This is a genomic window from Marinobacter salexigens (genome assembly GCF_018860765.1).
GTDB classification, from domain to species: Bacteria; Pseudomonadota; Gammaproteobacteria; order Pseudomonadales; family Oleiphilaceae; genus Marinobacter; species Marinobacter salexigens_A.
In genome coordinates, this window is sequence record NZ_JAHKPV010000021.1 from 67,217 (window position 1) to 91,436 (window position 24,220).

General features: G+C 50.1%; 29 protein-coding genes, 1 tRNA gene and 1 pseudogene. 17 read left to right on the forward strand and 14 right to left on the reverse strand.

Annotated features, from left to right (window positions below; translation table 11 throughout):
• The first annotated feature begins 22 nt into the window (after window positions 1-22).
• Window positions 23-835 carry an exodeoxyribonuclease III gene (gene xthA / locus KO508_RS13995; RefSeq protein ID WP_216008938.1) on the forward strand — a complete coding sequence of 271 codons (813 nt, stop codon included), beginning with the start codon at window positions 23-25 and terminating at the stop codon, window positions 833-835.
• 18 nt (window positions 836-853) lie between these two features.
• Entirely contained in the window at window positions 854-1,486 is a 633-nt protein-coding gene (locus tag KO508_RS14000; protein ID WP_216008939.1) for a TetR/AcrR family transcriptional regulator, read from the forward strand.
• 45 nt (window positions 1,487-1,531) lie between these two features.
• On the opposite strand, the gene KO508_RS14005 is transcribed toward KO508_RS14000, so the two are convergent.
• Window positions 1,532-1,948: a phasin family protein gene (locus KO508_RS14005; RefSeq protein WP_216008940.1), complete on the reverse strand. Its 417-nt coding sequence runs from the start codon at window positions 1,946-1,948 to the stop codon at window positions 1,532-1,534.
• Between the two features lie 227 nt (window positions 1,949-2,175).
• Between KO508_RS14005 and KO508_RS18985 the strand changes: the two genes are divergently transcribed.
• The 6 genes from KO508_RS18985 to KO508_RS14030 all read left to right on the forward strand — a co-directional run bounded on the left by KO508_RS18985 (window position 2,176) and on the right by KO508_RS14030 (window position 6,904).
• Entirely contained in the window at window positions 2,176-2,304 is a 129-nt protein-coding gene (locus tag KO508_RS18985) for a hypothetical protein (protein ID WP_289851857.1), read from the forward strand.
• A gap of 44 nt (window positions 2,305-2,348) precedes the next feature.
• The gene (locus KO508_RS14010) at window positions 2,349-2,786 is read left to right on the forward strand and encodes a YeeE/YedE family protein (protein WP_216008941.1); all 438 of its coding nucleotides are present in this window, start codon (window positions 2,349-2,351) and stop codon (window positions 2,784-2,786) included.
• 4 nt (window positions 2,787-2,790) lie between these two features.
• A complete protein-coding gene (locus KO508_RS14015; protein ID WP_216008942.1) occupies window positions 2,791-3,261 on the forward strand; it encodes a YeeE/YedE family protein in 471 nt (156 codons plus the stop codon).
• 87 nt (window positions 3,262-3,348) lie between these two features.
• Window positions 3,349-3,777: a TIGR01244 family sulfur transferase gene (locus KO508_RS14020; protein ID WP_216008943.1), complete on the forward strand. Its 429-nt coding sequence runs from the start codon at window positions 3,349-3,351 to the stop codon at window positions 3,775-3,777.
• A 38-nt stretch (window positions 3,778-3,815) separates the two neighbouring features.
• The gene (gene hemH, locus KO508_RS14025) at window positions 3,816-4,925 is read left to right on the forward strand and encodes a ferrochelatase (RefSeq protein ID WP_216008944.1); all 1,110 of its coding nucleotides are present in this window, start codon (window positions 3,816-3,818) and stop codon (window positions 4,923-4,925) included.
• 71 nt (window positions 4,926-4,996) lie between these two features.
• Complete coding sequence (locus KO508_RS14030; RefSeq protein ID WP_216008945.1) at window positions 4,997-6,904, forward strand: acyltransferase family protein; 1,908 nt, start codon at window positions 4,997-4,999, stop codon at window positions 6,902-6,904.
• 8 nt (window positions 6,905-6,912) lie between these two features.
• Here the strand turns inward: KO508_RS14030 and KO508_RS14035 are convergent, their stop codons facing one another.
• Both KO508_RS14035 and KO508_RS14040 read right to left on the reverse strand, forming a co-directional pair.
• Window positions 6,913-7,131 (reverse strand): hypothetical protein, encoded by a 219-nt coding sequence (locus KO508_RS14035; protein WP_216008946.1) that lies wholly within the window; start codon window positions 7,129-7,131, stop codon window positions 6,913-6,915.
• Between the two features lie 183 nt (window positions 7,132-7,314).
• Window positions 7,315-7,405, reverse strand: a tRNA-Ser gene (locus tag KO508_RS14040).
• A 257-nt stretch (window positions 7,406-7,662) separates the two neighbouring features.
• On the opposite strand from KO508_RS14040, the gene KO508_RS14045 reads away from it, so the two are divergent.
• From KO508_RS14045 to KO508_RS14065, 5 genes are all read left to right on the forward strand, one after another.
• Window positions 7,663-8,379 carry a Bax inhibitor-1/YccA family protein gene (locus KO508_RS14045; RefSeq protein ID WP_216008947.1) on the forward strand — a complete coding sequence of 239 codons (717 nt, stop codon included), beginning with the start codon at window positions 7,663-7,665 and terminating at the stop codon, window positions 8,377-8,379.
• 103 nt (window positions 8,380-8,482) lie between these two features.
• Complete coding sequence (tusD, locus tag KO508_RS14050) at window positions 8,483-8,899, forward strand: sulfurtransferase complex subunit TusD (RefSeq protein WP_216009766.1); 417 nt, start codon at window positions 8,483-8,485, stop codon at window positions 8,897-8,899.
• A gap of 2 nt (window positions 8,900-8,901) precedes the next feature.
• Window positions 8,902-9,252, forward strand: coding sequence for a DsrE family protein (locus KO508_RS14055; protein WP_216008948.1), 351 nt, complete (start codon window positions 8,902-8,904; stop codon window positions 9,250-9,252).
• Window positions 9,253-9,283: 31 nt separating this feature from the next.
• Window positions 9,284-9,568 carry a sulfurtransferase complex subunit TusB gene (tusB, locus tag KO508_RS14060; protein ID WP_216008949.1) on the forward strand — a complete coding sequence of 95 codons (285 nt, stop codon included), beginning with the start codon at window positions 9,284-9,286 and terminating at the stop codon, window positions 9,566-9,568.
• Window positions 9,569-9,571: 3 nt separating this feature from the next.
• Window positions 9,572-9,898, forward strand: a complete 327-nt coding sequence (locus KO508_RS14065) for a TusE/DsrC/DsvC family sulfur relay protein (protein WP_216008950.1) — start codon at window positions 9,572-9,574, stop codon at window positions 9,896-9,898.
• Between the two features lie 45 nt (window positions 9,899-9,943).
• Here the strand turns inward: KO508_RS14065 and KO508_RS14070 are convergent, their stop codons facing one another.
• The 10 genes from KO508_RS14070 to nfuA form a co-directional block, all read right to left on the reverse strand.
• The gene (locus KO508_RS14070) at window positions 9,944-10,321 is read right to left on the reverse strand and encodes a hypothetical protein (RefSeq protein WP_216008951.1); all 378 of its coding nucleotides are present in this window, start codon (window positions 10,319-10,321) and stop codon (window positions 9,944-9,946) included.
• Window positions 10,322-10,354: 33 nt separating this feature from the next.
• On the reverse strand, window positions 10,355-11,554 hold the full coding sequence (locus tag KO508_RS14075) for a DUF445 domain-containing protein (RefSeq protein WP_216008952.1): 1,200 nt from the start codon (window positions 11,552-11,554) through the stop codon (window positions 10,355-10,357).
• 177 nt (window positions 11,555-11,731) lie between these two features.
• A complete protein-coding gene (locus KO508_RS14080; protein WP_216008953.1) occupies window positions 11,732-12,160 on the reverse strand; it encodes a hypothetical protein in 429 nt (142 codons plus the stop codon).
• Window positions 12,161-12,301: 141 nt separating this feature from the next.
• Window positions 12,302-12,601: an antibiotic biosynthesis monooxygenase family protein gene (locus KO508_RS14085; RefSeq protein ID WP_354668036.1), complete on the reverse strand. Its 300-nt coding sequence runs from the start codon at window positions 12,599-12,601 to the stop codon at window positions 12,302-12,304.
• Between the two features lie 127 nt (window positions 12,602-12,728).
• The gene (locus KO508_RS14090) at window positions 12,729-12,992 is read right to left on the reverse strand and encodes a Txe/YoeB family addiction module toxin (RefSeq protein WP_216008955.1); all 264 of its coding nucleotides are present in this window, start codon (window positions 12,990-12,992) and stop codon (window positions 12,729-12,731) included.
• Window positions 12,989-13,231 (reverse strand): type II toxin-antitoxin system Phd/YefM family antitoxin, encoded by a 243-nt coding sequence (locus KO508_RS14095; RefSeq protein WP_216008956.1) that lies wholly within the window; start codon window positions 13,229-13,231, stop codon window positions 12,989-12,991. The genes KO508_RS14090 and KO508_RS14095 overlap by 4 nt, the downstream gene beginning before the upstream one ends.
• A gap of 137 nt (window positions 13,232-13,368) precedes the next feature.
• Window positions 13,369-13,668, reverse strand: coding sequence for a helix-turn-helix domain-containing protein (locus KO508_RS14100; RefSeq protein ID WP_216008957.1), 300 nt, complete (start codon window positions 13,666-13,668; stop codon window positions 13,369-13,371).
• Window positions 13,661-13,975: a transcriptional regulator gene (locus tag KO508_RS14105; protein ID WP_216008958.1), complete on the reverse strand. Its 315-nt coding sequence runs from the start codon at window positions 13,973-13,975 to the stop codon at window positions 13,661-13,663. Before KO508_RS14105 ends, KO508_RS14100 begins: the two co-directional genes overlap by 8 nt.
• Window positions 13,976-14,091: 116 nt before the next feature.
• The gene (locus KO508_RS14110) at window positions 14,092-15,240 is read right to left on the reverse strand and encodes a PIN domain-containing protein (protein ID WP_216008959.1); all 1,149 of its coding nucleotides are present in this window, start codon (window positions 15,238-15,240) and stop codon (window positions 14,092-14,094) included.
• A gap of 981 nt (window positions 15,241-16,221) precedes the next feature.
• Entirely contained in the window at window positions 16,222-16,809 is a 588-nt protein-coding gene (gene nfuA, locus KO508_RS14115) for a Fe-S biogenesis protein NfuA (RefSeq protein ID WP_216008960.1), read from the reverse strand.
• Between the two features lie 242 nt (window positions 16,810-17,051).
• Here nfuA and metH point away from each other — a divergent pair, with 242 nt between their 5' ends.
• From metH to KO508_RS14135, 4 genes are all read left to right on the forward strand, one after another.
• A complete protein-coding gene (gene metH / locus KO508_RS14120; protein ID WP_216008961.1) occupies window positions 17,052-20,750 on the forward strand; it encodes a methionine synthase in 3,699 nt (1,232 codons plus the stop codon).
• 33 nt (window positions 20,751-20,783) lie between these two features.
• Window positions 20,784-21,020, forward strand: coding sequence for a DUF2970 domain-containing protein (locus KO508_RS14125; RefSeq protein ID WP_216008962.1), 237 nt, complete (start codon window positions 20,784-20,786; stop codon window positions 21,018-21,020).
• Window positions 21,021-21,380: 360 nt separating this feature from the next.
• Window positions 21,381-23,033 carry a nitrite/sulfite reductase gene (locus KO508_RS14130; protein ID WP_216008963.1) on the forward strand — a complete coding sequence of 551 codons (1,653 nt, stop codon included), beginning with the start codon at window positions 21,381-21,383 and terminating at the stop codon, window positions 23,031-23,033.
• Window positions 23,026-23,532, forward strand: a complete 507-nt coding sequence (locus KO508_RS14135) for a DUF934 domain-containing protein (RefSeq protein WP_216008964.1) — start codon at window positions 23,026-23,028, stop codon at window positions 23,530-23,532. Before KO508_RS14130 ends, KO508_RS14135 begins: the two co-directional genes overlap by 8 nt.
• Window positions 23,533-23,543: 11 nt before the next feature.
• Here the strand turns inward: KO508_RS14135 and KO508_RS14140 are convergent.
• Window positions 23,544-24,203: pseudogene (locus KO508_RS14140) on the reverse strand (zinc-binding dehydrogenase); the annotation flags it as partial.
• Between the last annotated feature and the right edge of the window lie 17 nt (window positions 24,204-24,220).

The following is a 24,220-nucleotide window of genomic DNA, read 5'->3' on the forward strand; positions in this document are numbered from 1 at the left end:
CAACGCCGGAGAATGTTTAGCCATGATGTTTGTGTCTTTTAACGTCAACAGTATACGTACCCGCCTACACCAGCTTGAAGCGCTGATCGAAAGCCATAACCCAGATTTCATCGGCCTTCAGGAAACTAAGGTACGAGACGAAGAGTTTCCAGTTGAGGCCATTCGTGAACTGGGCTACCACGTACATTTTCACGGTCAGAAAACTCACTATGGTGTTGCACTGCTCTCCCGCATGGAGCCGGATAAGGTTTTAAAGGGCTACCCCGGAGACGAAGACGACGCACAGCGCCGTATGATTACCGGCCAGTTCACCATCAATGGCAAAAAGCTTACGGTTCTTAACGGTTACTTTCCCCAAGGCGAGAGCCGCAGCCATCCTGTTAAATTTCCAGCAAAAGAAAAGTTCTATGCAGACCTCATGGCGTATCTCGACGAACTAAACGAACGGGATGGCCACGTGGTAATCATGGGGGACATGAACATTTCACCCACTGATAAAGACATTGGCATAGGTCCGGACAACGCCAAGCGCTGGTTACGCACCGGCAAATGCTCATTTCTTCCGGAAGAAAGGGAATGGTTGGGCCGAGTTGAGGCTCGCGGCTATACCGATGTGTTCCGCCACCTACACCCCGATGAGGCGCAAACATTCAGTTGGTTTGATTACCGCAGCAAAGGCTTTGAGCGTGAGCCCAAGCGTGGCCTGCGCATTGACCTCATCATGGCCAGCGATGGGCTGCTGCCCAAAGCAAAGGAAGCGGGCGTGTCTTACGATTTCCGCGCGATGGAGCGTCCATCCGATCATTGCCCGGTATGGGCGACCTTTGAACTCTGAGAACTGATCGGGCGCCCCATGACAAAAGTAAAAACCCGGGACCGTATACTCAACACCAGCCTCTCGCTGTTCAACAGTCTGGGCGAGCCAAATGTAACAACGTTGCTGATCTCAGATGAGTTGGATATAAGCCCCGGCAATCTGTATTACCACTTTAAGAGCAAAGGTGACATTGTCGAGGAGCTGTTTGCAGCTTTTGAAGCGGAAATGCTGGATTTGCTTGCGGTGCCGGATGATGTTGATATCAGTCTAGACCAACAAAGCTTCTTTTTGCATTTACTGTTCGAGGCCGTGGCAAGATACCGGTTTTTGTATCAGGATCTGGTGAACGTTTTATCCAGATACGAGCGCTTGCAACTGCGTTTCAAACGGATTTTGAAGAAGAAAACGGAGGCTTTCCGGGGTATCTGCGAAAGCCTGCGGAGCCAAAACATGATGAGCGCTGATCAGGAAGAACTAGAATCGTTGTGTGAACAATTAACCCTGACTGCGTGTTATTGGAGCGCATACGATACGCTCTCCCACCTTGACGACAGGGAGTCTGTCGATCCTGGCCGGGGCGTCTATCAGATGATGAACCTTATGTTGCCCTATTTCGCCCCGGACGTTCAGGAACAAGCAAAACTGATTAGCCGGGATTATTTGCTGTAGTAAACCTCTTAACCGCTCTTTTAGCCCCTTAGACCTTCTAAGCACTTACTCTTCTTCATCTCTATTGCTGCTGTCCCTGAGCGCCGAAAGTTCTGCTTCCAACGCATTTATTCTTTGCTCAAGCGCTTCGATATCTTCCCGACGATGAATACCGAGACGGCGTAATGCCCCGGACACCCGCTCATCAAATAGGTGTTCGAGCCTGTCCCAGGTGCCGGTTGCCCGCTCACGAACGCCCTCGACCCGATCTTCCACGGAGCGCATCTGCTTCTCTACAACTCCCCGGGTTTTATTCTCCAGTTGCTCACCTTCCTGAACCAAGCGATCAAAAAACCGACCTGTGTCCTCTTCCGCTTTTGTGTAAGCGCCAAGGCCAGCAAGCCAAATCTGTCGGGCAGAGCCTTTTATCTTTGCTGCCAACTGCGGATCATTTTCGGGTTTCTTGTCGTTTTCATCAGACATGCAACAACCTCGGGAAGAAAAGTGCGGTTAAAGTCCATTGTATTACAGCTAAAGCGCAATTTCAGTCGGCTTGAAAGCCGCACAACAACAGGCTTCAGTATAAAGGCGAAATTTATATGCGAAAATGTTTTCAAAGCGAATAGGTGCATGCTTGAAGTGTACGAAATTTAGACAATACTTACCCATACCGGAGTCCCTGTTGACGCCGGTTTGTCTGGAAGCCTTTCATGGATAAAACTCGCACGCCTCTGCCCGGCATTCACGCCGGGCTTTTTTTTGTTATTATTGCCCTTACTTATATACTTATTCCAAAAACAACTTTGGAGTTTGCAAGACTGGAAGCTTCTTTATCGTGAAAAGCAATTCGAATACCTTACTGGCTAACTGGAGGAATGATTGAATGATTGAAATTGCCTGGAGTAGTTTTACTCCCTGGTCAGCACTCATCGGTGGTGTGCTTGTAGGCATCGCCGCTGCGAGTTTTCTTTTGCTAAATGGCAGGATAGCCGGAATAAGCGGCATTTTGGGCGGTCTGCTAACCCCTTCTGCCGGCGACATCAGCTGGCGAATTGCTTTTCTGGCTGGGCTCATTGGCGCGCCAGCTCTTTGGGCCTTGGTCGTTCAATTACCGCCCATTGAAATTAATGCAGGATACCCCGCCCTCATTTTGGCAGGCCTTATTGTAGGCGTTGGCACGCGCTACGGCTCAGGCTGCACCAGCGGGCATGGAGTTTGCGGGCTGTCGCGTCTCTCCCCCAGATCTTTAGTAGCAACCCTGAGTTTTATGTTTGCGGGGTTTGCCACTGTGTTTATTATCCGCCATCTGCTGGGAGTGTAACTCTATGAAATCTGCTATCGCCGCACTGTTTTCTGGCTTGCTGTTTGGCTTCGGCCTACTGGTTTCCGGCATGGCGAATCCCGAAAAGGTCTTGGGCTTTCTCGATATTGCCGGGCTCTGGGACCCGTCCCTTGCTTTCGTGATGGGTGGCGCCATCCTTGTCGGCCTTGTGGCATTCGCCATCGCCCGTAAAAGAACACTTTCCTTCCTCGGCTTCAGCATGAAAGTGCCCAGCCAATCCCACGTAGACAAGCGCTTGATCATTGGTGGCTTACTATTTGGTGTGGGCTGGGGTATTGCTGGCATTTGCCCCGGGCCCGGGCTGGTAGGTTTGGGCGCAGGCGAACTCAAATCCGCTGTTTTCGTGGTCTCCATGATTGTCGGCATGGGCGTGTTCGAATTGATTGAGCGTAGACGGGCTGGCACAAACCCGACCCGGTCCAACAGTGGCTGGAGCGCGACCGCTCAGGAGTGAGCGGATTAGCTGTGTATCCTTCTGACAGACGCCATCAGCTATGAGATGATGGCGTCGTTTTTTTATTGAATCCGGAGACGACCCCCCATGGATATCCGAAAAATAGATGACTCAATTTCCGTCACGCCCCAGATTACCTATGCAGATGTGGCAGAGGCCGCCAAACTCGGTTTCAAAACGCTGGTAGCTAACCGCCCGGACCAAGAAGAGTTTGGCCAGCCCCCTATGGCGGATATTGAAGCTGCCGCTATTGAGAACGGCATGGCGTGGGTTTATATGCCAGTTGAGTCGGGGAACATAGTAGATGCAGACGTTGAGCGCTTCGGAGCAATGATCCGCGAATCAGAAAAGCCCGTATTGGCCTTTTGCAGAAGTGGCACTCGTTGTACAGTCCTTTGGGCACTAAACGCGGCCCGCACAACTCCCGCGGAGGAAATTTTCACCAAGGCCCGCGGTGCTGGTTACGACATCAGCGGGCTTGCTCCACGCATGGCCCAGCAAGCAAATAATCAGTAACTCGTTTCTTACGATCAACGCTCAGGATCCACCTTCACATGCAATACAAAGGTTCAGAGAACTTCCGGCATAATCAGCCGGAACGGATTGGTGTACTGGTAACCAACTTAGGCACTCCAGATGCACCCACCCCTTCAGCTTTACGGCGTTATTTGGGGGAATTTCTCTCCGACCCCAGAGTTGTTGAGCTGCCTCGTCCTTTGTGGTGGCTGATATTGCACGGAGTCATCTTGCGAATCCGCCCCAAACGCAGCGCTGCAGCATATGCCAGCGTTTGGCAGCCCGAAGGCTCGCCGCTGCTAACCCACACAGCAAAGCAAACTGAAGGCATCCAGAAAGCTCTAAAAAAGAAGTACGGCACTGATGTAGTTGTCGGCTTTGCCATGCGCTACGGCAACCCCTCTATTGCGAGGGTTCTTGATGAAATGCAACAACAAGGTGTGCGAAAACTGGTAGTGCTGCCACTCTACCCACAGTATTCTGCTTCAACATCCGCGTCTACTTTTGATGCCATCGCGAAAGACTTCTCAAAGCGCCGCTGGCTGCCGGATCTGCGTTTTATCTCCCACTATCCAGATTACCCGCCCTACATTGAGGCAATGGCCCGCCATATTGAAAATCACTGGGCAGATAATGGGCGCAATCAAAAATTGGTCCTTTCTTATCACGGCGTTCCGCTAAAGTACCTCACCAAGGGCGACCCCTACCATTGTGAGTGTCACAAGACTTCAAGACTGCTTGCAGAGCGGTTGGGATTGGCCAAAGATGACTACTTAACCACCTTCCAGTCTCGTTTTGGCAAAGAAGAATGGCTCAAACCTTACACTGACGAGACGCTAAAATCTCTGCCCGGGCAGGGCGTTAAATCCATAGATGTGTTTTGCCCAGGTTTTTCGTCTGACTGTCTGGAAACCATTGAAGAGATTGATGAAGAGAACCGCGAATACTTCATGGAATCTGGTGGCGAAGGCTTCAATTACATAACTGCCTTGAATGCGACCCCGGGCCACATTGATGCGTTGGTTCAGTTGATTGAGGACAACCTGCAAGGCTGGCAGTCCCCAAACAACCAACCTGAAACTCTGGTAGCTCGCCAAAAACGTGCAGACGAGCAAAAGCAAGCCGTGTATCCCGGCCGCGGCCTCTAGAGTAATTCGGCTCACCAAAGAGTGACAAAGGACCTCAGGCTTAAAAAGCATCTTGATTCAGGGTTTTTATATTGAAGTATCGCGCCGAAATAGACGGTTTGAGAGCTCTTGCCGTTGTTCCAGTAATTCTATTCCATGCAGGGTTCGATCTGTTTAGTGGTGGATTTGTTGGTGTAGACGTATTTTTCGTAATCAGTGGCTACTTAATCACCACAATACTCATTTCTGATATCGAGAAAAATAAATTCAGTTTGATTAATTTTTATGAGAGGCGAGCAAGGCGAATCTTGCCCGTCTTATTCTTCGTCATGCTAGCTTGCCTACCATTTGCTTGGTTTTTGATGGTCCCTAGCCAGATGGAGGATTTCTCTCAAAGCCTTATCGCAGTAAGCTTGTTCGCTTCCAATTTTCTTTTTTGGAGTGAAAGTGACTATTTTGCCCCGGCGGCCGAAGAGAAACCTCTGCTACACACCTGGAGTCTGGCAGTCGAAGAGCAGTATTACTTTCTCTTCCCGATCTTCCTACTGCTAACCTGGCGTTACGGAAGGAATCGCGTATTTTGGCTGATTGCTTTCCTTTCTTTAGCCAGTCTCGCCCTTAGTGAATGGAGTTGGCGGAACAGCCCTACAGCAAATTTTTATTTAGCACCAACACGTGCATGGGAACTTCTAGCAGGCTCTATGTCTGCGTTTATAGTTCAAAAAGTTGGCATAAATAAAAATAACACACTGTCTTTTATTGGCTTGTTCGCTATTTTGCTAACTATCTTTTTCTACGATAAAAACACGCCCTTCCCTAGCCTATATGCTCTACCAACAGTTGTAGGCGTTGTACTAATCATTTTGTTCGCAGACAAACACACGGCGGTCGCAAAGCTTTTAAGCACCCGCGTAATCGTTGGGATTGGATTAATCAGTTACAGCGCCTATCTGTGGCACCAGCCGCTATTCGCGTTCGCAAGGATCCATGCACAAGAGTCCCCAAGCCCAACCTACATGCTGATACTTTCGGCCGTATCCATGGGTTTGGCGGTTCTAAGCTGGAAGTTCATTGAAACACCTTTTCGAGATAGGGCTTTGGTCTCGAAAAAAATGGTGCTTTACATAGCACCCGTTTTTCTATTCTTTCCTCTCTCTCTGGGTCTGGTCGGCCACGCCAAAAATGGATTCGAAGGCAGCTTGCTAACTGCCAATCAACGGAGTTTGTTGGACACCGCCATTAATAGCCCGAAGCGCGATGATTGCCACGCTAGTAAACGGGACTATTTTGGCTATGACGACGCCTGTGAGTATTTTGAGGGTGAGCTCAAGGTCGCTGTTTTTGGCGATAGCCACACAGTAGAGCTCGCCTATGCACTGGCTAAAGAACTGGCGCCGACACAGCAACGTTTAAAGCACTTATCTTTCTCCAACTGCATTCCGAGCTACGGAATTCTTATTGACGGGTACGAAGACTGCTCAAGCTGGACGAACGACGCTATAGGCCGCTTAATCGACGAAGATTCAATAGAAACTGTTGTCGTGTCCTATCGAATAAATGAAGCTCTTTTTGGAGGGCACGAAGCAACCTTCCCTACACTGCCTAGCAATCGTTCAAAACCAGAGATAGAGAAAATTTGGCAGGCATATATGGATGTGCTGAAAGCGCTTGACGAGAACGGAAAGAACGTCATTCTCGTTATGCAGGCTCCAGAATTGAAAGAGCCCATAGAGAGGCTGATAAAACGAGATCAGGTTTCAAATGGTGATCTTTCCGGCATTTCAAAGGAGTGGTGGCTGAACAGAAACCAATATGTTCGTTCACGGATCTCAGAAATACCTAAATCAATCGCTATCGTTGATCCGACTCGGCTGTTTTGTGATGAAACCCAATGCTATGCGGCGAAGAACGGCGTTGCCTATTATTTTGACGATGACCACATGTCTATCGCTGGCGCGACAGTCGTCGCAAAGAGAGTTGTAGAAAAAATGGGCGATTAATGGGGAAATTACTCGCCCTTCTTCTCTGTTTGCTCCCGATCCTCATCAGAAAGGTTTGGCATGGCTTCACAAAAAGTGCACTCATCAATATTCACGTTAGCACCGCCTGTCTCCACGTAACGGACCCGGTGGTTCGCTTTGCCACGATTAGTGGAAACCGCAAATTTACGATCACGGCGATCATCTAAGTCGGTGTTGGTGCCGTTACCTGCTTGATTCTGGGACATACTCATCCTCCGGTTACCCCAATATTAGGACCTATGGCGGGTTACAGATATAAGCTGGGGACGACTAGGGCAAGTTTAAAGGCCGCAGAAAGCGCGATGTCGTACCGAAGCGGGAATTAAAAGGATTTGTACGACTACAGAGACGATCAGAAAGGATAAAACTAGTAACTTCTTTGGAAAAAATGGCGGTGGGCCAGGGATTCGAACCCCGGGTACGCTACTAACGTACGGCGGTTTTCAAGACCGCTGCATTAAGCCACTCTGCCAGCCCACCGGTTTTCCATTGCTGCCAAGCGACAGCGGTGTGCATGATACCGGAATTGCTTGTGCTGTCAACGCCCTGAACGAAACTCCATGCAAATTTGAACATTAACTGTCTTTAATGGAATCTGACGACCACTTTCGTGTCGTAAATGATTGAAAGTTGAGAATTCGACATTACTATAGTGTGCAATACCAAGTGATTGGCTTTTAGTAGGCTATCAGCCTGTTGCCCGTAACCAATCAAGCTGCTTTAAATCGGAGAACAGAATGCAAAACAGACAGTTTAATGCTCAGCAGAACCGCAACGGCATGATTGCCCGTGGGTCCGCTACCGCGCCAATCAGTGCTTCGGCTACCAAGGTTTTGCGTAATACCTATACCCTGCTTGCGATGACACTGGTTTTCAGTGCAATCATGGCAAGCGTTTCTATGTCTATTGGTCTGAGCCAAGGCGCAAGCCTTATATGCAGTTTGGGTGCCCTTGCTCTGATCTGGTTTGTATTGCCACGCACCGCCAACAGCTCAGCTGGCATTGCAGTAGTGTTTGCGTTTACCGGCCTCTTGGGTCTTTCCCTCGGCCCAATTCTGTTTCACTACCTGCAATTCCCTAATGGTAGCCAAATCATCATGCAAGCTCTGGGCGGAACCGGCCTAGTGTTTTTTGCACTGTCTGGCTATGTGCTGACCACAAAGAAAGACTTCAGCTTCATGCGGGGCATGCTCGTTGCCGGTCTAGTTGTGGTTGTGGTCGCAGCCTTGGGCGCCATGGTTGCGTCAATGTTTGGTGTTGAAGTTACAGCCTTCAGTCTGGCTCTGAGCGCAGCCATTGTATTCCTAATGTCAGGTTTCATCCTGTACGACACCAGCCGTATCGTTAACGGTGGTGAAACCAACTACATCATGGCGACTACTGGCTTGTACCTGAACATCTACAACCTGTTTGTTAGCCTGCTGCATCTTATTGGCGCCTTCTCCAGCGACTAACGTTTGGAGCGCACAGCGCAGATAAGTGTATACGCAAACCCCGGCCTTTGCCGGGGTTTTTGCTATTGGTACACTGGTTACATTTCCGGCGAGAATCGCATCCATGGCTGCTAACCCCATACACAGTTATACCTTGGTCATCACTGGCGCGCCCTACTCTACGCAGGCTCCGCAAACGGCCTTGTCGTTCGCCCGCGCCGCCATTGCAGCAGGCCACACGGTGGACCGGGTCTTCCTCTATGGTGACGGCGTTCACCTTGCGTCGTCCCTCTGCACACCTCCGTCGGATGAAACCCATTGGCCTACCGAATGGTCGATATTTCTCACAAACAATGGCATACCAGGAGTCGCTTGCATTGCATCTGCATTGAGGCGCGGGCTGGTAAACGAATCAGAACGCAAACGTTATGAGTTATCCGCTAGCAACCTTCTAGAGCCATTCATAATTGCTGGGCTTGGCGAGTGGGTTGAGGGCAACACGACCTCGTCTCGAACGCTCTACTTCCATGCAGGAGGCTGAATATGGGCACATTGATGGTAATTGATCAGCCGCCCTATGGAACTTGGGCCGGGCGTGAAGCGCTGGATATGGCGTTTTCTCTTGCGGCATTTGACCAACCGGTATCCATGCTGTTTACCGGTGCTGGCGTGAATTGGCTGCGAACATATCAAGACACGAGAGAAATCAAACAAAAATCCGTAGAAAAAAATCTTTCAGCGGCGCCGATTTTCGGCGTCGAAGCAATGTACGCATGCGCGCGCGCCTGCACACAATACGGACTCGGGCCTGAAAACATGGTGGACGGTGTCGTGCTGGCTGAAAACAGCTCTGAATTAATACGCCAACACTCCCACACGGCCTTTGCAGGCTAATCAATACCCGAACATGGCAGAGCCGAGCGTTATGACTGACATTCACACTCTTCACATCCTCAACAAAACACCCGAACACCCTCGCTCAAAGGCATGCCGGGATGCGTTGCAGCCCGGAGACGCTTTGCTTCTCATCGAAAGCGCAGTACTCGCCCTCGCGGCCCAGAGTGCCTCAGAATCAGATGTACCCGTTTATGCTCTAGCATCGGATATAGTTGCTCGCGGGCTTGGGCAATGCGCTCGAGAGGCCTCTCTCATCGACTTTCCAGCCATGGTTGACCTCACGACCCGGGCTCAAAACGTAATAAGCTGGTAACCCATGAAAAACCCTGTAATGCCTGCCAGAAATAATGAAGGATTTCTCGAAAACGCCAACGACTGGACACCTGATGTTGCGACACTCATCGCCTCTGACGACAGAATAGAGCTAGACGAAAAACACTGGGAAATCATTGAGTTTTTGAGGTTATTTTACAAAGAACATGAAATGTCGCCACCCTCAAACAGACTGTTCGTCAAGTCAGTCAAAGAGGCTTTAGGCGACGAAAGGGGCAACAGCATTTATCTTATGCAGCTGTTTCCGGGCACGCCTGCAAAAACCGCATGCCGGATAGCTGGCTTACCCCGGCCGACAAACTGCTTGTGAAGATTCCATCTTTTAAAAAGGGGTTGCTGGTCACTACCCACACAGTTACTTTGGCATTACCTCTTCACTGTTCGCGGTTGGCCCACGCTCCTGCTGCCTACGCCGTTCCAGATCGGCAGCACTGCCAAGCAAGCTGCTAAGCCCATTCTCGAAGATACCCGAACCAAACTTGAGGAATTGCCGGGTAGATTCTTTCACTGTGCCGTCCCAAGCGTTTTCTGGCAGCTCTCGCAAGCTATCGGCGACGCCCGCTTTTACGCCGCGCGCCACCCGAGGCTCGATCTCTTCGGAGACAGCGACCAGCTCCGCTACTTTCCGATCTAGATATGGCCGAATAACGAGCGCCCAGAAACCCGTCAAAACCGCCAATACAGCAGCAGCCGTAACAATAAACTGCAAAACAAGCAGTGCCCAAGCTGGCATAGACGCACCCTCCTTCTTGTAAATATGGAGCAGCTAAAACGAAAGATACGTTAGAGCAAAAACCTGAATAGCTCCCGCCATCGCCCCGAATAAGCCACCTACAAACATGAGCTGTATTTCCTCCTCCCGAAATGCGGGGCGGAGTATGTCCTGAAACTCTTCGGGCTGTAGCGCTTTCATTTGCCCAGCCAACACATTAGCAACAACTGGCGCTCGCTCCTTGTTAAAGGAAGGGTCGCTGAATACATCTTGAGTCGCCAGAAGTGCCTGTTGATTCATGGCTTTCTTTAGCTCGGTGTAGCCACTCATCCCCACGGTTACCTGAGCGCTGAGCTTCATCAACAAAGAGTTATCTAGCAATGGCCTCAGGTGCTTCTGTATGATCGCCCGGGTTCGATCGCCTCGGCTGCCGTTTATCATAGCATCGGCCACCTTTTCCACAGTGATCAGTTCTTCTGCCACCAATTTCGCCCAGATTTCACTGATTTCTGGCTGGCGTCGTAAAAACAACCCCTGAACTTTCCAGAAGAAGAAACGGCGGGGCTTCAGCGGCGCAAAAATCAGATTTATCGCAAGCCAATTGGTAATGAAACCGACCCCGAAACCGCCAATTGGCAAGACCCAAGGCACAGGATAAGCCGACCATGCTGGCGCAAGGGCACACCCGAGAATTCCGCCGATGATTGCCCCGCGATTAATAACGGACCTAAGTTCAACAGAACCCGCTTGCTTGAATATACGATTCATAAGATCGGGGTGCTGTTGCAACTCTCGGCTTAGTAGTGCTTTCAGATCAACCAGCTCGTCAAGATCATCGCCAAAATCATCAACCAGACCCTCAATCCGAGCAGGCAGTTGCTCCCTTGCCCACTGATAAATTCGTCTGCGCAAAAATAAGGGCAGATTATCCCAAAGCACCGGTTGGATTTCGTACATCACCTCATCAATGTACTCATCCAATCGAGGCGTCACTTGAGAAATGACTTGCTCTACGATGCGCTGAGGCTCTAGCTTTTGGTAAACGGCGTTGAGGTCTCCAAAGTGACGGAGTGTTCTATCGATGCAGATATGGGCCATCTTTTCCGATTTACGGGGGATCACCCCTTGCCAGCCAACAGCGCCGATGCCTATGAACTGAACCGGGTAGAAAGACATCTGTATAGCCAGCCAATTGGTAAACCAACCTACCACGGCTGCCATAATGGGCACGGATAGAAGTGCAACGTCGAACAAATGAGACCCCGGGTTTTTTAAACTCAGGCGATTAGCCTGCTGGTTATGTCAACTATGGATGGGCGGATAGCAGTTACCGCCTCTGTGTAAGGAACGCATCATGCGACAATCACGCTTATGCGGCATTGGCCGAGTAGCCACTGAGCGCTAGCAAGTGCAGCAGACTTGCTAGATGCGTTACTGAACAAGAAATTGCTTCGGTAGTATTTGCTCTGGCTCGGTTTGGAAAAACAACGATGTCGCGCCAACTCCCTTTGAGCCACTATAATAGTTAGCGACAGCAAACGCGGGACCGTTTTTATACTCAAGTATTCCAATGATGTAGCACGACTTTGAACCTAGCTCTTTTGTGCTCAATACAGTAGCCGTTTCAATGGGGCCGAAAAATTGCTCGATTTGCCCTAACACTTGCGCCTGACTTAGAGACTTCATGTCACTTTCTAAGGGGCCATTTTTCAGCACGCGCTTCATGAAAGCTGTACCACCCTCCTTTTTATAAACCTCTACAGCTTTATCGAACTCCTTTGATGCTTTATCACAGACACTGCTCGCAAGCGAATGACCACTCATAGCCACTAAAAAGGCAGCAATTATAAAACTCTTCATATCTCTTCCTTATTATAGATTGGCTCTAACACTGTACGTGCCATTTAGTGCAGAGCTTTGGGGCGGTTGAAGTGCAGCGTAAGCCTTCCCAGCCACGAAAGAACGGACTACAACAACTTGTTGTAAAGCAAGAGCCCCCATTCACCCTCTCAGCTCAGGTGCAATTTGATGCTCGATAACCTCATAGTGCTGGACTGAAAGGTCGGGCTCAAGCTCATAAGCCCCGTCTTCCGGGTACAAACGAGCCTGCGAAATATCATCGCCAGCGAACGCCTTGATCGATTCCAGGTTGTCCCAGTACGTGATGAGGGTAAGCTCAATTTTGGCCGTCAAAGACCGACGGAAAATCTGAGCACCTAGGAAGCCTGGCGTGGCGTACGAATCCTTGATGCCGGTTTCGTACAGATAGTCCGTGAAACCTTTATTGTGTGCTTCAGGCACTCGACATTTCCATTCCCTGGCGATCATTATTACGCACTCTCTCCTGCTTTATAACGCGGAGCTTTGCGACAATTTTGGAGCCGCGCAGCGGTGGGAAAATTGTTCGGCAACAGCGGCTGGTTATGCATTATTCGTAGTGGCTCCAGAGCCTGAGAACTTTCACTACTCGCTCGTCATCGAGCACTTGGTAGACCAGACGATGCTGAATATTGATGCGGCGTGAATAGGCCTCCGCAAGATCACCAATGAGCTTCTCAAATGGAGGCGGCTTGCGGTATGGGTCTTCTGCTATCAGCGCCAATAGTTCCTGGGCTTTTGGCTTGAGGCCGCTGGAGGCCAACTTCTTTGCATCTTTCTGGGCTTGCTTGGTATAAACCAACTTCCATGTCACCAGTCCAGCTCCTCATCGCATCCATCTACGGGGGTCTCCATCCCCTCACGAATAGACTCCCGCATGCCCGGTACGGACAATAGGTACAGTGTTTCCTGAATTGCCGACCAATCTTCTTCGGACACCAAGACGGCTCTGTTTCGTTTACCCATGATGATGATTGGTTGGTGGGACTCGGCGGTCTCGTCGATTAACCGATAAAGGTTGCTGCGCGCTTCAGTTGCTGTGATTCCCGTCATAACGCACCTTTTACGTGTTTAACTTTTAACCAAGTGTACGCCTTTAGGTACGTACGTCAAGACGAACGCCTTGCAAAACACCCGGCTTTGCGGCGTGCCGGAGCGCCAGCGCAGGCACGTCCGACAACAGCCGTTTGTTAACCCCTGAGTTCAAGGTCTTCCCGGATGACTTCTGGATGGCGGAAAGCAATCTCGATGAGCGCCTTTGCCGGCCCGGAGGGCTTGCGTCGACCTTGCTCCCATTCCTGCAGGGTGCGTGGAGAAATATGTAGCACCTCAGCAAATTCTATCTGGGTCAGGCCAGTTTTTCCGCGGGCCTCGACAACCTCATTAGGTTCAACACGACTGATTCGCGCCACTTTCCCCGCGTTCATTTCTTTGACGGATTGGAGCAGCTTGTTGCCAAGTTCTTCTGCACTCAGGGTCTCGTTACTCATTTTCCAATACCTCACGAATCGACTTCAGGATATGCGCGGGTATGTTTTCCTTAACGGCCTTTTTGTAGATCACCAATAACCAGATCTCACCATTAGCCAACCTGGTGAAGTAAATGACTCGCACCCCACCACGCTTCCCTGAACCCGCTACCGACCATCGAACCTTTCTACACCCGCCGCTGCCAGGAATTGGGTCGCCAATATCCGGATTGGCTGCCAACCAGGCGAAGAAGGCACTTCGCTCATCCTCGGTCCAAATCTTTCTGGCGTCTGCTTCGAATGTAGGGGTTTCTATTATGGTAAACATGACGACCAATATACGTCATTGACGGAGTTATGCAAGATTACTGCTTGGAGGGTTAACGCCGCGCTCTGCGGAAATTTAGGAGCGCCAGCGAGTAAATTTTCCGTAGCAGCGCTTTGTTATAGCTCTTCATCTTCGTACTCATTTCTCCAGTCTGGCTCAACTTCACCAAAATCAGCGTGACCGATTGTTTCTAGAACTTCGATTTCAGTAACTTCAATATCGTCAAAGTCTTGAGAAAAATCGCCAGTAAGTGTTAATAGTATGTCAGTATGGTAGGACTCTGTTGTTGTACAAACATTACCTCCCATACCTACATAGTCCTTATCTATAGAGTCTCTCACTGAGAAATCAAAGCTAGCTTCAACCTCAACCTCAACAGTGGCACCTACTTTAAGAACAATTGCCTCATCATTAATGCTAACTACTCTGACTTTTACCAAGCCTTTATCATCGTTATCAAATTCGTGTGAAATGTAGTTGGCAGAAGTATCTTCCCACTCAAAGTGCATATATGAACTTGCTTCAACCCATACATCGTAACCATCAATGCTATTGATAATGGCCTGCTCAATTTCATCAAGTACATGGTTATCTTCATCAAGCAGAGAGTCTTCTCGAATATGGGCAATTATGCTGGCAACTTTGTTGTGCGGCTGAAATTTCTCTAACGCTTCTGCTAATGATGATACCAATGTAATCCTAGCCGATTCTTCGGCGTAATTTTTCCACCCCTTATCTTGACTGACAGCAATGATATTCACATCATTTTCTTCTGCCCACCCCTCAAGGGCTAGCAATGCAATTGCGTCTGGAAATTCATTCTTTTTGTCTTTGCCTGTCTCAAAAGGCGCTTCTGTAGCAAAGTACATTTCCATTAACTTAGGTAGGTCAGCATATTCCCCAGAATCAATTTTATCAGCGCCGATATATTCGTAATATTTCTCCAGTCTAGCCTCTGCAATTTCAGCCTCACTTCCCTCAACTGAAAGCAATTCTCTTGCGTTATCAATAGCAGCAGACTTTATCTTTAACTGCTTGTTTGCCGATCTTAGCGCCTGCTCAACAGAAGAACGAGTTCTGGATACATCTTGCCCAATATGTTTAATGGCTTCATTGTGAACTATATCGGTTTGCAATACTTGAACGGGGCTTTCTTTAAATTGCCGCATTTGAGCAAGCAAACCCTCATAAAACCTGTAGCCTTCCCCCTTAAAAGTCGCGTTATCAATGGTAATGGCACCAAAGTCTAGTTCTATATCTTCCATAATACCTTCTACTCTCGAGGTGCTCTACTTGAGCTATAACGTTTGGAGCTCACGAGCGCTCGCAACGCGAGTGTCTTGTGTAGCGACTTTGTTTGGCTGCCCAGTCTTGCAAAGGTATCAGGAACCAGCTTCCTCTCAGGCCACTCTGAACTCTTGGGCATGCGACGTGGCTTTAGGCCAAGAGCCAAAGACGTACTGAGAAGGTGCGAATGGCACCAAAAAGGCAACGCGATCGCTGATGAATGGCGTGCCCTCAGAGACCCGCTGGTGTCGCTTTCAAGCTACGTCTTGACGCGCACCAGCGGGTCTCTGAGGGTAGCTAAAAAAGCGTTCAACAACGATCTTCCTTATTTGGTTTCGTGGTTCAGATCTCAAATATAAAAACACTGGTTGAATATACAGCTATTATTGTCTAAATTATTGAGATCTTGGGTCTTTGAGTCTTCGGGTCTATTGCACTCAACTAAGGTCTGCCCAAACAGCAATTAGACTGATGCCTCAGTGATTGCAGAAATTTGACCGCTGCATGATTACGGACTTTCCGAATCCGGGTGCACCAATCAAAAACCCATAAAACAAAAGCTTAGCCCAGTTTTCATCGTTCTACTACGTAATCATTTGACTTCTGTGATCCACGCCAACAATAACACTGTTCAAATATACAGCTGCATCTGGCAAGGAGCCTAAAATGAAAGGAAAGCAGCCGCGCCTCCGCGATCAAGTTCGCGCAGTTATCCGCGTAGATCACTACAGCATTAACGCCTGGCTCTGCGGTATGCCGGAGCGCCAGCGTAGGTGCGTCCGACAACAGCCACTTGTTACCCGAGCAACGTCACAGGCAAAATTAGGAGGGGTTTCGAAGGTACAGTTGAAATAACGAATTGGGTGCACCCGAGATCCCCACCACACTCACAGCAGCTATCTCGGGTTACAATGCAAAGCTAGTCTAGTGATAAACGACCCTGAATAGGCCGGTGGGCATCACTGGTAGTAGGCGTTCTCGGTTTGGGTATGATCCGTCACATCACGAACTGCCGTAATTTCGGGCACTCTGTCTTTAAGTGTGGTTTCCACGCCCTGTTTCAGGGTAAGGCTCACCGCTGAACAACCCTGACAGCCGCCGCCAAAACGTAATACTGCAACCGACTCGTCAACGATCTCTACCAGTGACACATCGCCACCATGAGCGGCTAGATTCGGGTTAATTTCCGAAGCCAGCACATAGTTCACCCGGTCGGGCAAAGGCGCGTTTTCGTCTACGCTCGGTACTTTTGCGTTCGGTGCTTTGATGGTCAGCTGGCCGCCCATTTGATCCTTGGAGTAGTCCACATAGGCTTCTTCAAGGAAAGGTACGGAGTTATGATCCAAATACAGCGTGAACTTTTGGAGGTCCACCTGCTCATCCGTGGGCACAATCTCGTTAGGCGGGCAGTAAGCCAAGCAGGTTTCGGCATTTTTGGTGCCCGGCTGGGTTACGAAAATTCGCACTCCCATGCCTTCCACATCCTGCTTTTCGATAAGTTGTGCAAGATAATCCCGTGCGGGATCTGTCACAGTAACCAATGCCATGTTTTAAACCCGTTGGTAAGTTTGAATCCATTTTAAGGGAGTTTGTGGCAACATGAAAGACCAAGTAATTTAGTTGGTCTTTCACAGACTAGTGATTTTCACCTACTAATACGCTGTGCTCACGAACTTGACCCAAGTAAAGAATTACTGGGCGCGCACTACGACTGGACCCCGCATTTTTGCTATGATCCCGCGCCATTGAACCTAATACGCCGTTAATGACGACATCCGGAATACTGACTATGACCGATCGCAACACTCGCCTGAAACAACTTCACAAAGCCCTGCAAGAGCGCATTGTGATACTAGATGGCGGCATGGGAACCATGATCCAGAACCTGCAACTGGACGAGCAAGCGTTCCGGGGCGATCGGTTCGCCAACTACGATCGCGAAGTAAAAGGTAACAACGACCTGCTTAACATCACCCAGCCTGCCCTGCTGCGCAACATACACGCAGACTATTTGGACGCTGGTGCGGATATTATCGAAACCAATACCTTTAACTCAACTCGCGTATCCCAGTCGGACTACGGTCTTGAGGAAATCTCCAAAGAGCTGAACGTGGCCGCCGCAAAACTGGCAAGGCTAGTGGCGGATGAATATACCGCTAAAGACCCTTCCAAGCCGAGGTTTGTAGCTGGCGCTGTTGGTCCCACTTCGCGAACGGCATCGCTATCACCGGATGTGAACAACCCGGGCTATCGCAACACTGATTTCCAAAGCTTGGTAGACAACTACTATGAATCGGTCGAGGGTCTGGTGGAAGGCGGTTGCGATATCATCCTCATCGAAACCATTTTCGATACACTTAATGCAAAGGCCTGCATTTACGCTACGCAGCAGTACTTTAAAGACAGCGGCATCGAACTGCCCATTATGATTTCGGGCACCATAACCGATGCCTCTGGCCGCACACTGTCAGGCCAAACCACCGAAGCTTTCTGGAACTCCGTGGCTCATTCACGGCCAATTTCAGTTGGGCTTAACTGTGCTTTGGGCGCAGACGCGCTTCGCCCTTATGTGGAAGAGCTGTCGGGCAAAGCTGAAACCTACGTAAGCGCCCACCCCAATGCTGGTCTGCCTAACGAGTTTGGCGAATACGACCAAACACCTGAAGAAATGGCCGACATTATTGAAGGTTTCGCGCGAGACGGTTTCCTTAACATTATTGGCGGCTGCTGTGGCTCCCGTCCGGAGCATATCGAAGCTATAGCCAAAGCGGTTTCAAAGTACCCTCCCCGCAAAATTCCAGAGCGTCCAAAAGCCCTTAGACTTTCTGGTTTGGAGCCTTTTACTGGCGACGAAAACACCCTGTTTATCAACGTTGGTGAACGCACCAACGTAACCGGCTCCAAACGATTCCTCCGCCTTATTAAAGAAGAGCAGTACGAAGAAGCCCTGAGCGTAGCGCGGGATCAGGTCGAAAACGGCGCCCAGATTATTGATATCAACATGGATGAGGGCATGTTGGATTCCAAGGAGGTGATGGTCACCTTCCTGAATCTGGTCGCATCGGAGCCGGATATCTCCCGTGTGCCCATCATGCTCGACTCATCCAAGTGGGAAGTCATCGAAGCAGGACTGCGCTGTATCCAGGGCAAAGCAGTAGTGAACTCTATCAGTCTGAAAGAAGGCGAAGATGAGTTCGTAAAACGCGCGCGCGACTGCATGAGATACGGTGCTGCTGTAGTGGTGATGGCCTTTGACGAAGACGGTCAGGCAGATACATTTGAACGCAAGACAGAAATCTGTAAACGCTCCTATGATGTCCTAGTGAGCATTGGCGTCAATCCGGGCGACATTATTTTCGACCCGAACGTGTTTGCCATCGCCACAGGCATCGAAGAACACAACAACTACGCAGTTGATTACATAAACGCCTGCCGCTGGATACGCGAGAACTTGCCTCACGCATCCATCTCAGGTGGCGTGAGCAACGTATCCTTCTCCTTCCGCGGCAATGATGTCGTCCGCGAAGCCATCCATTCAGTGTTCTTGTACCACGCAATTAAAGCTGGCATGAACATGGGCATCGTAAACCCTGGTCAACTGGTTATTTACGATGAGATTGAACCAGAACTGAAAGAGCTGGTTGAAGACGTTGTACTGAACCGCCGCGACGACGCTACGGACCGATTGCTGGAAATTGCTGAGCGCTTCAAAGGCAAAGGCGGCAAGACTCAAGAAGAAGATCTCGCCTGGCGCGAGTGGCCGGTAATCAAACGGTTAGAGCATTCTTTGGTTAAGGGCATTACCAACTTTATTATTGAAGACACCGAAGAATGCCGACAGCAGGCCGAACGCCCTATCCACGTTATTGAAGGTCCGCTCATGGACGGAATGAACGTTGTGGGCGACCTGTTTGGCGACGGCAAAATGTTCCTTCCTCAGGTGGTCAAAAGCGCCCGAGTGATGAAGCAGGCCGTGGCCCATCTGATTCCTTTCATAGAAGCAGAAAAATCCGAAGACCAGCAAGCCAAAGGTAAAATCCTGATGGCCACGGTTAAAGGTGATGTTCACGATATAGGAAAAAATATCGTAGGCGTGGTACTGCAGTGTAACAACTATGAGGTTATCGACCTTGGGGTTATGGTACCCAGCGATAAAATTCTGGCTGCAGCCAAGGAACATAATGTGGACATCATAGGCCTGAGTGGCCTAATTACACCGTCATTGGACGAGATGGTGCATGTTGCCCGCGAAATGCAACGCTTGGATTTCCACCTACCGTTAATGATTGGTGGCGCAACTACTTCCAAGGCGCATACCGCCGTTAAAATTGAGCCCCATTACAAGAACGACATTGCACTGTATGTTTCCGATGCATCCCGGTGTGTGAACGTTGCCTCGCAACTGCTGAGCAAAACTGCCAAGGCGAAACTGGTGAGCGATGCCCGCGAGGAATACGACATGATTCGGGAGCGACGCAAACAGCGTGGTGATCGCACCAAGCTTGTCAGCTTAAAAGAGGCACGCGCCCGGGCCCCAGAAATCAACTTTAAAGACTATGTGCCACCCAAGCCAACGTTTACAGGCACTCGGTTATTTGAAGAATACGATTTGAGTGAACTGGAGCCCTACATCGATTGGACGCCGTTCTTTATCTCATGGGATATTGCAGGCAAATACCCACAGGTGTTTGACGACCCCAAGCGTGGTGAGGCCGCCCGAAATCTATTTGATGACGCCCAAATTATTCTTCGCAAAATGATTGATGAGAAGCGTGTAACTGCTTCTGGCGTAATAGGCTTCTGGCCCGCACATCGCCGCGGTGATGATATTGTCGTCTACAAAGACGAAAGCCGCAGCGAAGAGCTAACCACCCTGCACCATTTGCGCCAGCAGGACGACAAAGCACCGAACAAGTCGATGATGGCGCTCTCGGACTTTGTGGCGGAAGAAGGGGCTGAACACTGTGATTATATCGGCGGGTTTGCCGTAACTACCGGCATTGGTGCGGAAGAAATGTCGTTGGAATACAAAAATGCCAACGACGACTACAACGCGATTATGGTTAAAGCGCTAGCCGACCGCTTGGCAGAAGCTTTTGCAGAGCGCATGCACGAGCGGGTTCGTAAAGAGTTCTGGGCCTACAACCGCGATGAGCAACTAGCAAACGAAGACCTGATTAAAGAACGGTACCACGGAATTCGACCGGCTCCCGGCTACCCTGCCTGCCCGGATCACACTGAAAAAGCGACCCTATTTACGCTCCTCGATGCCACCGCACAAACAGGCATCGAAATTACAGAAAGCTTTGCAATGTTCCCGACTGCCGCGGTTTCCGGTTGGTACTTCTCCCACCCTGAGTCGAAGTTTTTCTCAGTCGGTAAAATTGGCGTGGACCAAGTTGAAGACTATGCTGAACGTAAAGGTCTTTCCAAAGCGGAAGCTGAACGTTGGCTGGCACCAAGCCTTGCCTACGATCCTGCAGAGTAAAGGCAAGGCTCACACGCAGACAGGATGGGATATATGACAGATTCGCCGAATACAGAAAACAATAAAAACAAAAAACCTCAGGGGCCCGGCGTTTTAAAAGTCATGCAAAGCGTAGCTGCCGGCGCTCTGGGCGTTCAGTCCAGCAAGCGCCGCGAAGAAGATTTTGGCAGTCACAGCCCTTGGCCCTACATCATTGGCGGCCTGTTATTCACAGGCCTTTTCATAGGCACACTCGTTGTGGTTGTGAACGTGGTTTTATCCGGCCAGTAGTCTACTGCCCCGATACCCAGATCACAGCAAATGCAACAACAAGTGCAATAATCACTACAGATGCTATGGCGTCAGCTCTGCTGTCCGACCGCATTAAGTTCTTCATTACCTGCTCCTTGTGAAGAGTCTGCCAATTTTGAGTTACCCGAGATAAGCGCCCACCTCAGTCGCTCCTTATCAGTAAAGCAGCAAATTGATATTCGTCCAGCCCGCAACAAACTGCCTTATCGCCTTAATCGATAAACATATCTTGAAATAATCGTTTCTAGTATAAGGGGTGCCTGCTATCCTTCGTTTCAGATATAAGGCACCGATGTTCTGGCGCCTGCCATTACGACGCTATTTTTAGGATTTTCCTCTATGTACGTATATGACGAACACGATCGGCAGATGGCTGCCGAGCGGGTTGCGCAATTCCGTGACCAGACCGAACGCGCACTGGCTGGAGAGCTGGCAGAAGAAGAATTTTTGCCCCTGCGCCTGCAGAACGGGCTCTACGTTCAGCGGCTTGCACCCATGCTGCGTATTTGTGTGCCCTACGGCATGCTGCGCTCTGTTCAACTGCGTCGTCTGGCACGTATTACAAGGGATTACGATAAAGGCTATGCGCACTTTACAACCCGCCAGAACGTGCAGCTAAACTGGCCAAATCTGGAAGATGTACCTGACATTCTGGCCGAATTGGCGGAAGTGGAAATGCACGCCAACCAAACCAGTGGGAACTGCATTCGAAACACCACAACGGATCAGTTTGCAGGGGTGCAGTCCGATGAACTCACAGATCCGCGCCCTTATTGCGAAATCATTCGCCAGTGGTCTACGTTCCATCCGGAATTCGCGTATCTACCGAGAAAGTTCAAGGTTGCCGTCAACGCATCCGAAAAAACCGATAGAGCAGCGATACAGGTCCACGATATAGGCCTTCAGATCGTTCGTAATGACGCCGGAGAACTGGGTTTCCGGGTGCACGTAGGTGGAGGCCTTGGCCGCACACCCATGGTTGCGCCAGTTATTCGTGAATTCCTGCCGGAACTTGACCTGCTAACGTATCTGGAAGCTGTACTCAGGGTTTATAACCGTTACGGTCGCCGCGATAATAAATTCAAAGCTCGCATCAAGATTCTGGTGAAGGCGTTGACTCCGGCTGGGTTCGCAGAAAAAGTCGAAGCTGAGTGGGCACACATCAAGGATTCCCCTAGCCGCCTCACGCGTGAGGCTATCGAGCGCATTCAGGCCTACTTCACTGAGCCAGCCTATGCGGCGTTGGACAATGCAACGGATTTGCTTGCTCGCCAGCGGTTCGAGAACCGAGCGTTTGACCAGTGGCTGCAGCACAACGTAGATACCCACAAAAAGCCCGGCTACGCCATTGTTTCACTAACCTTGAAAAAAACCGGAACGCCGCCCGGAGATGTTACTGATCGGCAGCTCGAACAGATTGCAGATCTGGCCGATGAGTACAGTTTTGGTGAGGTGCGGGTAACCCATCAGCAGAACGTGGTTTTGGCGGATGTGCGCCAGGATCGTTTGCTGGAGCTTTGGGAGCAGCTCGGCCCCATGGGTTTTGGCACTGCAAACCTGAACACGCTAACAGATATTATCTGCTGCCCTGGGGGTGATTTCTGCGCACTGGCCAACGCAAAATCGATTCCTGTGGCTGACGCCATCCAACGTCGTTTCGACAATCTGGATTTCCTATACGACCTTGGCGAAATCGATTTGAACATATCGGGTTGTATGAATGCCTGTGGCCATCATCACGTAGGAAACATCGGCGTTCTGGGTGTTGATAAAAAAGGCCAGGAATTCTACCAAGTGAGCCTTGGTGGCGCATCGCAGCATGATGCAACCATCGGCAAAATTCTGGGGCCTTCTTTTGCTCGGGATGATATGCCGGATGTGATCGCTAAGATCATTGATGTGTATGTTAACAAGCGCACAGATGAGGAATCGTTTTTGGATACTTATCGTCGTGTTGGAATTGATCCTTTCAAGGAGCGGGTTTATGCCTGACATTATTTTCCGGGATGGCAGCATCCGTCAGAATCAGTGGTTTGTAGTTTCCCGCCCCGAGCGCGGTGAGACATTGGATATTCCTGAGCAAAAACGGGTGTTGATTCCTGCTGATTTGTGGATTGAAAACCGTGAGCAGTTTGCGGGCAATGAGAATATTGGTGTGTGGCTAGACAGCCATGATGAGCCGGAGGTTCTGGCGGATCATGTAAACGAGTTGCCTTTGATTGCAGTTAATTTTCCGAAGTTTAGTGATGGCCGCGGTTACAGCATTGCCCGGCTGTTGCGGGAGCGCTTCGGATATGAAAATGAGTTGAGGGCGATTGGCGATGTGCTGCTGGATCAGCTTCAGTTTATGAAGCGCTGTGGTTTTGATACCTATGAGCTGCGGCCGGATAAGGATATTCGCAAGGCGGCTCGGGCTTTGAATTTCTTTAGTCAGGGGTATCAGGCAGCTACGGATACCGACTTGCCTTTGTTTAGGCGTCGGGCTTCTTGATCTAAAATATTGGAGTCCACAGCTAGGAGGTTTACACCCCTGAGGATGAATGGGAGAACCGTAGTTTGGAGTTGTGGGCCTGCAACTAGGCCGCAGCAGGAGACGGAGCCGCCGGGTTGGATCTGTTTTAGCAGCTCCGCCAAAGGTGCGCCGCCTACGGTATCTACCGCGTTGGCGAAAGCGAGCTTAAGCATCGACTTTTTGCCCTCAGCCAGTGCGTGGCACCCAGTTCTTTGAGGCTCTGTTTGTGGTCGGCTTTGCCGCTGATTGCGACTACGTCAAACCCGAGTTTTGATAGCAGTTCCACGGCAATGCTGCCAACAGCTCCTGAGGCTCCGGAAACGGCCACTTTACCCTGTTCTGGCTTGGCCACCCATGGTCAGGATTTTTTGAACGCATAGGCCTGCTGTGAGGCCCGCTGTTCCATAAATCATGGCGGATTCGATAACTTCGCCAGCGGCGTCGATGCCTGGGGTGTGGGGGAACGAGCGGGTGACTCCTTTGTTGCCGGAGGCTGAGAGTGCGTCTTTGTAGTTCAGGGATGAGTGACTGACTTTGATCAGTACGTCTCCCGCCGGTAGCTCCTTGATATCAAGGGGCCGCTCGGAACCTCTATAGTCGCCCTCCTGTTCTTCTACACGCCAGACTTTAAATTGAGTATCGTTCGTCATGGCTTTCCCCGTTTGCT

Excerpts from the sequence above, each read along its gene's own strand:
- xthA (WP_216008938.1), top strand. The coding sequence starts at position 23 with ATGATGTTTGTGTCTTTTAACGTCAACAGTATACGTACCCGCCTACAC.
- KO508_RS14000 (WP_216008939.1), top strand. The coding sequence starts at position 854 with ATGACAAAAGTAAAAACCCGGGACCGTATACTCAACACCAGCCTCTCG.
- KO508_RS14005 (WP_216008940.1), bottom strand. The coding sequence starts at position 1,948 with ATGTCTGATGAAAACGACAAGAAACCCGAAAATGATCCGCAGTTGGCA.
- KO508_RS18985 (WP_289851857.1), top strand. The coding sequence starts at position 2,176 with ATGGATAAAACTCGCACGCCTCTGCCCGGCATTCACGCCGGGCTTTTT.
- KO508_RS14010 (WP_216008941.1), top strand. The coding sequence starts at position 2,349 with ATGATTGAAATTGCCTGGAGTAGTTTTACTCCCTGGTCAGCACTCATC.
- KO508_RS14015 (WP_216008942.1), top strand. The coding sequence starts at position 2,791 with ATGAAATCTGCTATCGCCGCACTGTTTTCTGGCTTGCTGTTTGGCTTC.
- KO508_RS14020 (WP_216008943.1), top strand. The coding sequence starts at position 3,349 with ATGGATATCCGAAAAATAGATGACTCAATTTCCGTCACGCCCCAGATT.
- hemH (WP_216008944.1), top strand. The coding sequence starts at position 3,816 with ATGCAATACAAAGGTTCAGAGAACTTCCGGCATAATCAGCCGGAACGG.
- KO508_RS14035 (WP_216008946.1), bottom strand. The coding sequence starts at position 7,131 with ATGTCCCAGAATCAAGCAGGTAACGGCACCAACACCGACTTAGATGAT.
- KO508_RS14045 (WP_216008947.1), top strand. The coding sequence starts at position 7,663 with ATGCAAAACAGACAGTTTAATGCTCAGCAGAACCGCAACGGCATGATT.
- tusD (WP_216009766.1), top strand. The coding sequence starts at position 8,483 with ATGGCTGCTAACCCCATACACAGTTATACCTTGGTCATCACTGGCGCG.
- KO508_RS14055 (WP_216008948.1), top strand. The coding sequence starts at position 8,902 with ATGGGCACATTGATGGTAATTGATCAGCCGCCCTATGGAACTTGGGCC.
- tusB (WP_216008949.1), top strand. The coding sequence starts at position 9,284 with ATGACTGACATTCACACTCTTCACATCCTCAACAAAACACCCGAACAC.
- KO508_RS14065 (WP_216008950.1), top strand. The coding sequence starts at position 9,572 with ATGAAAAACCCTGTAATGCCTGCCAGAAATAATGAAGGATTTCTCGAA.
- KO508_RS14070 (WP_216008951.1), bottom strand. The coding sequence starts at position 10,321 with ATGCCAGCTTGGGCACTGCTTGTTTTGCAGTTTATTGTTACGGCTGCT.
- KO508_RS14080 (WP_216008953.1), bottom strand. The coding sequence starts at position 12,160 with ATGAAGAGTTTTATAATTGCTGCCTTTTTAGTGGCTATGAGTGGTCAT.
- KO508_RS14095 (WP_216008956.1), bottom strand. The coding sequence starts at position 13,231 with ATGACGGGAATCACAGCAACTGAAGCGCGCAGCAACCTTTATCGGTTA.
- KO508_RS14100 (WP_216008957.1), bottom strand. The coding sequence starts at position 13,668 with ATGAGTAACGAGACCCTGAGTGCAGAAGAACTTGGCAACAAGCTGCTC.
- KO508_RS14105 (WP_216008958.1), bottom strand. The coding sequence starts at position 13,975 with ATGTTTACCATAATAGAAACCCCTACATTCGAAGCAGACGCCAGAAAG.
- KO508_RS14110 (WP_216008959.1), bottom strand. The coding sequence starts at position 15,240 with ATGGAAGATATAGAACTAGACTTTGGTGCCATTACCATTGATAACGCG.
- nfuA (WP_216008960.1), bottom strand. The coding sequence starts at position 16,809 with ATGGCATTGGTTACTGTGACAGATCCCGCACGGGATTATCTTGCACAA.
- metH (WP_216008961.1), top strand. The coding sequence starts at position 17,052 with ATGACCGATCGCAACACTCGCCTGAAACAACTTCACAAAGCCCTGCAA.
- KO508_RS14125 (WP_216008962.1), top strand. The coding sequence starts at position 20,784 with ATGACAGATTCGCCGAATACAGAAAACAATAAAAACAAAAAACCTCAG.
- KO508_RS14130 (WP_216008963.1), top strand. The coding sequence starts at position 21,381 with ATGTACGTATATGACGAACACGATCGGCAGATGGCTGCCGAGCGGGTT.
- KO508_RS14135 (WP_216008964.1), top strand. The coding sequence starts at position 23,026 with ATGCCTGACATTATTTTCCGGGATGGCAGCATCCGTCAGAATCAGTGG.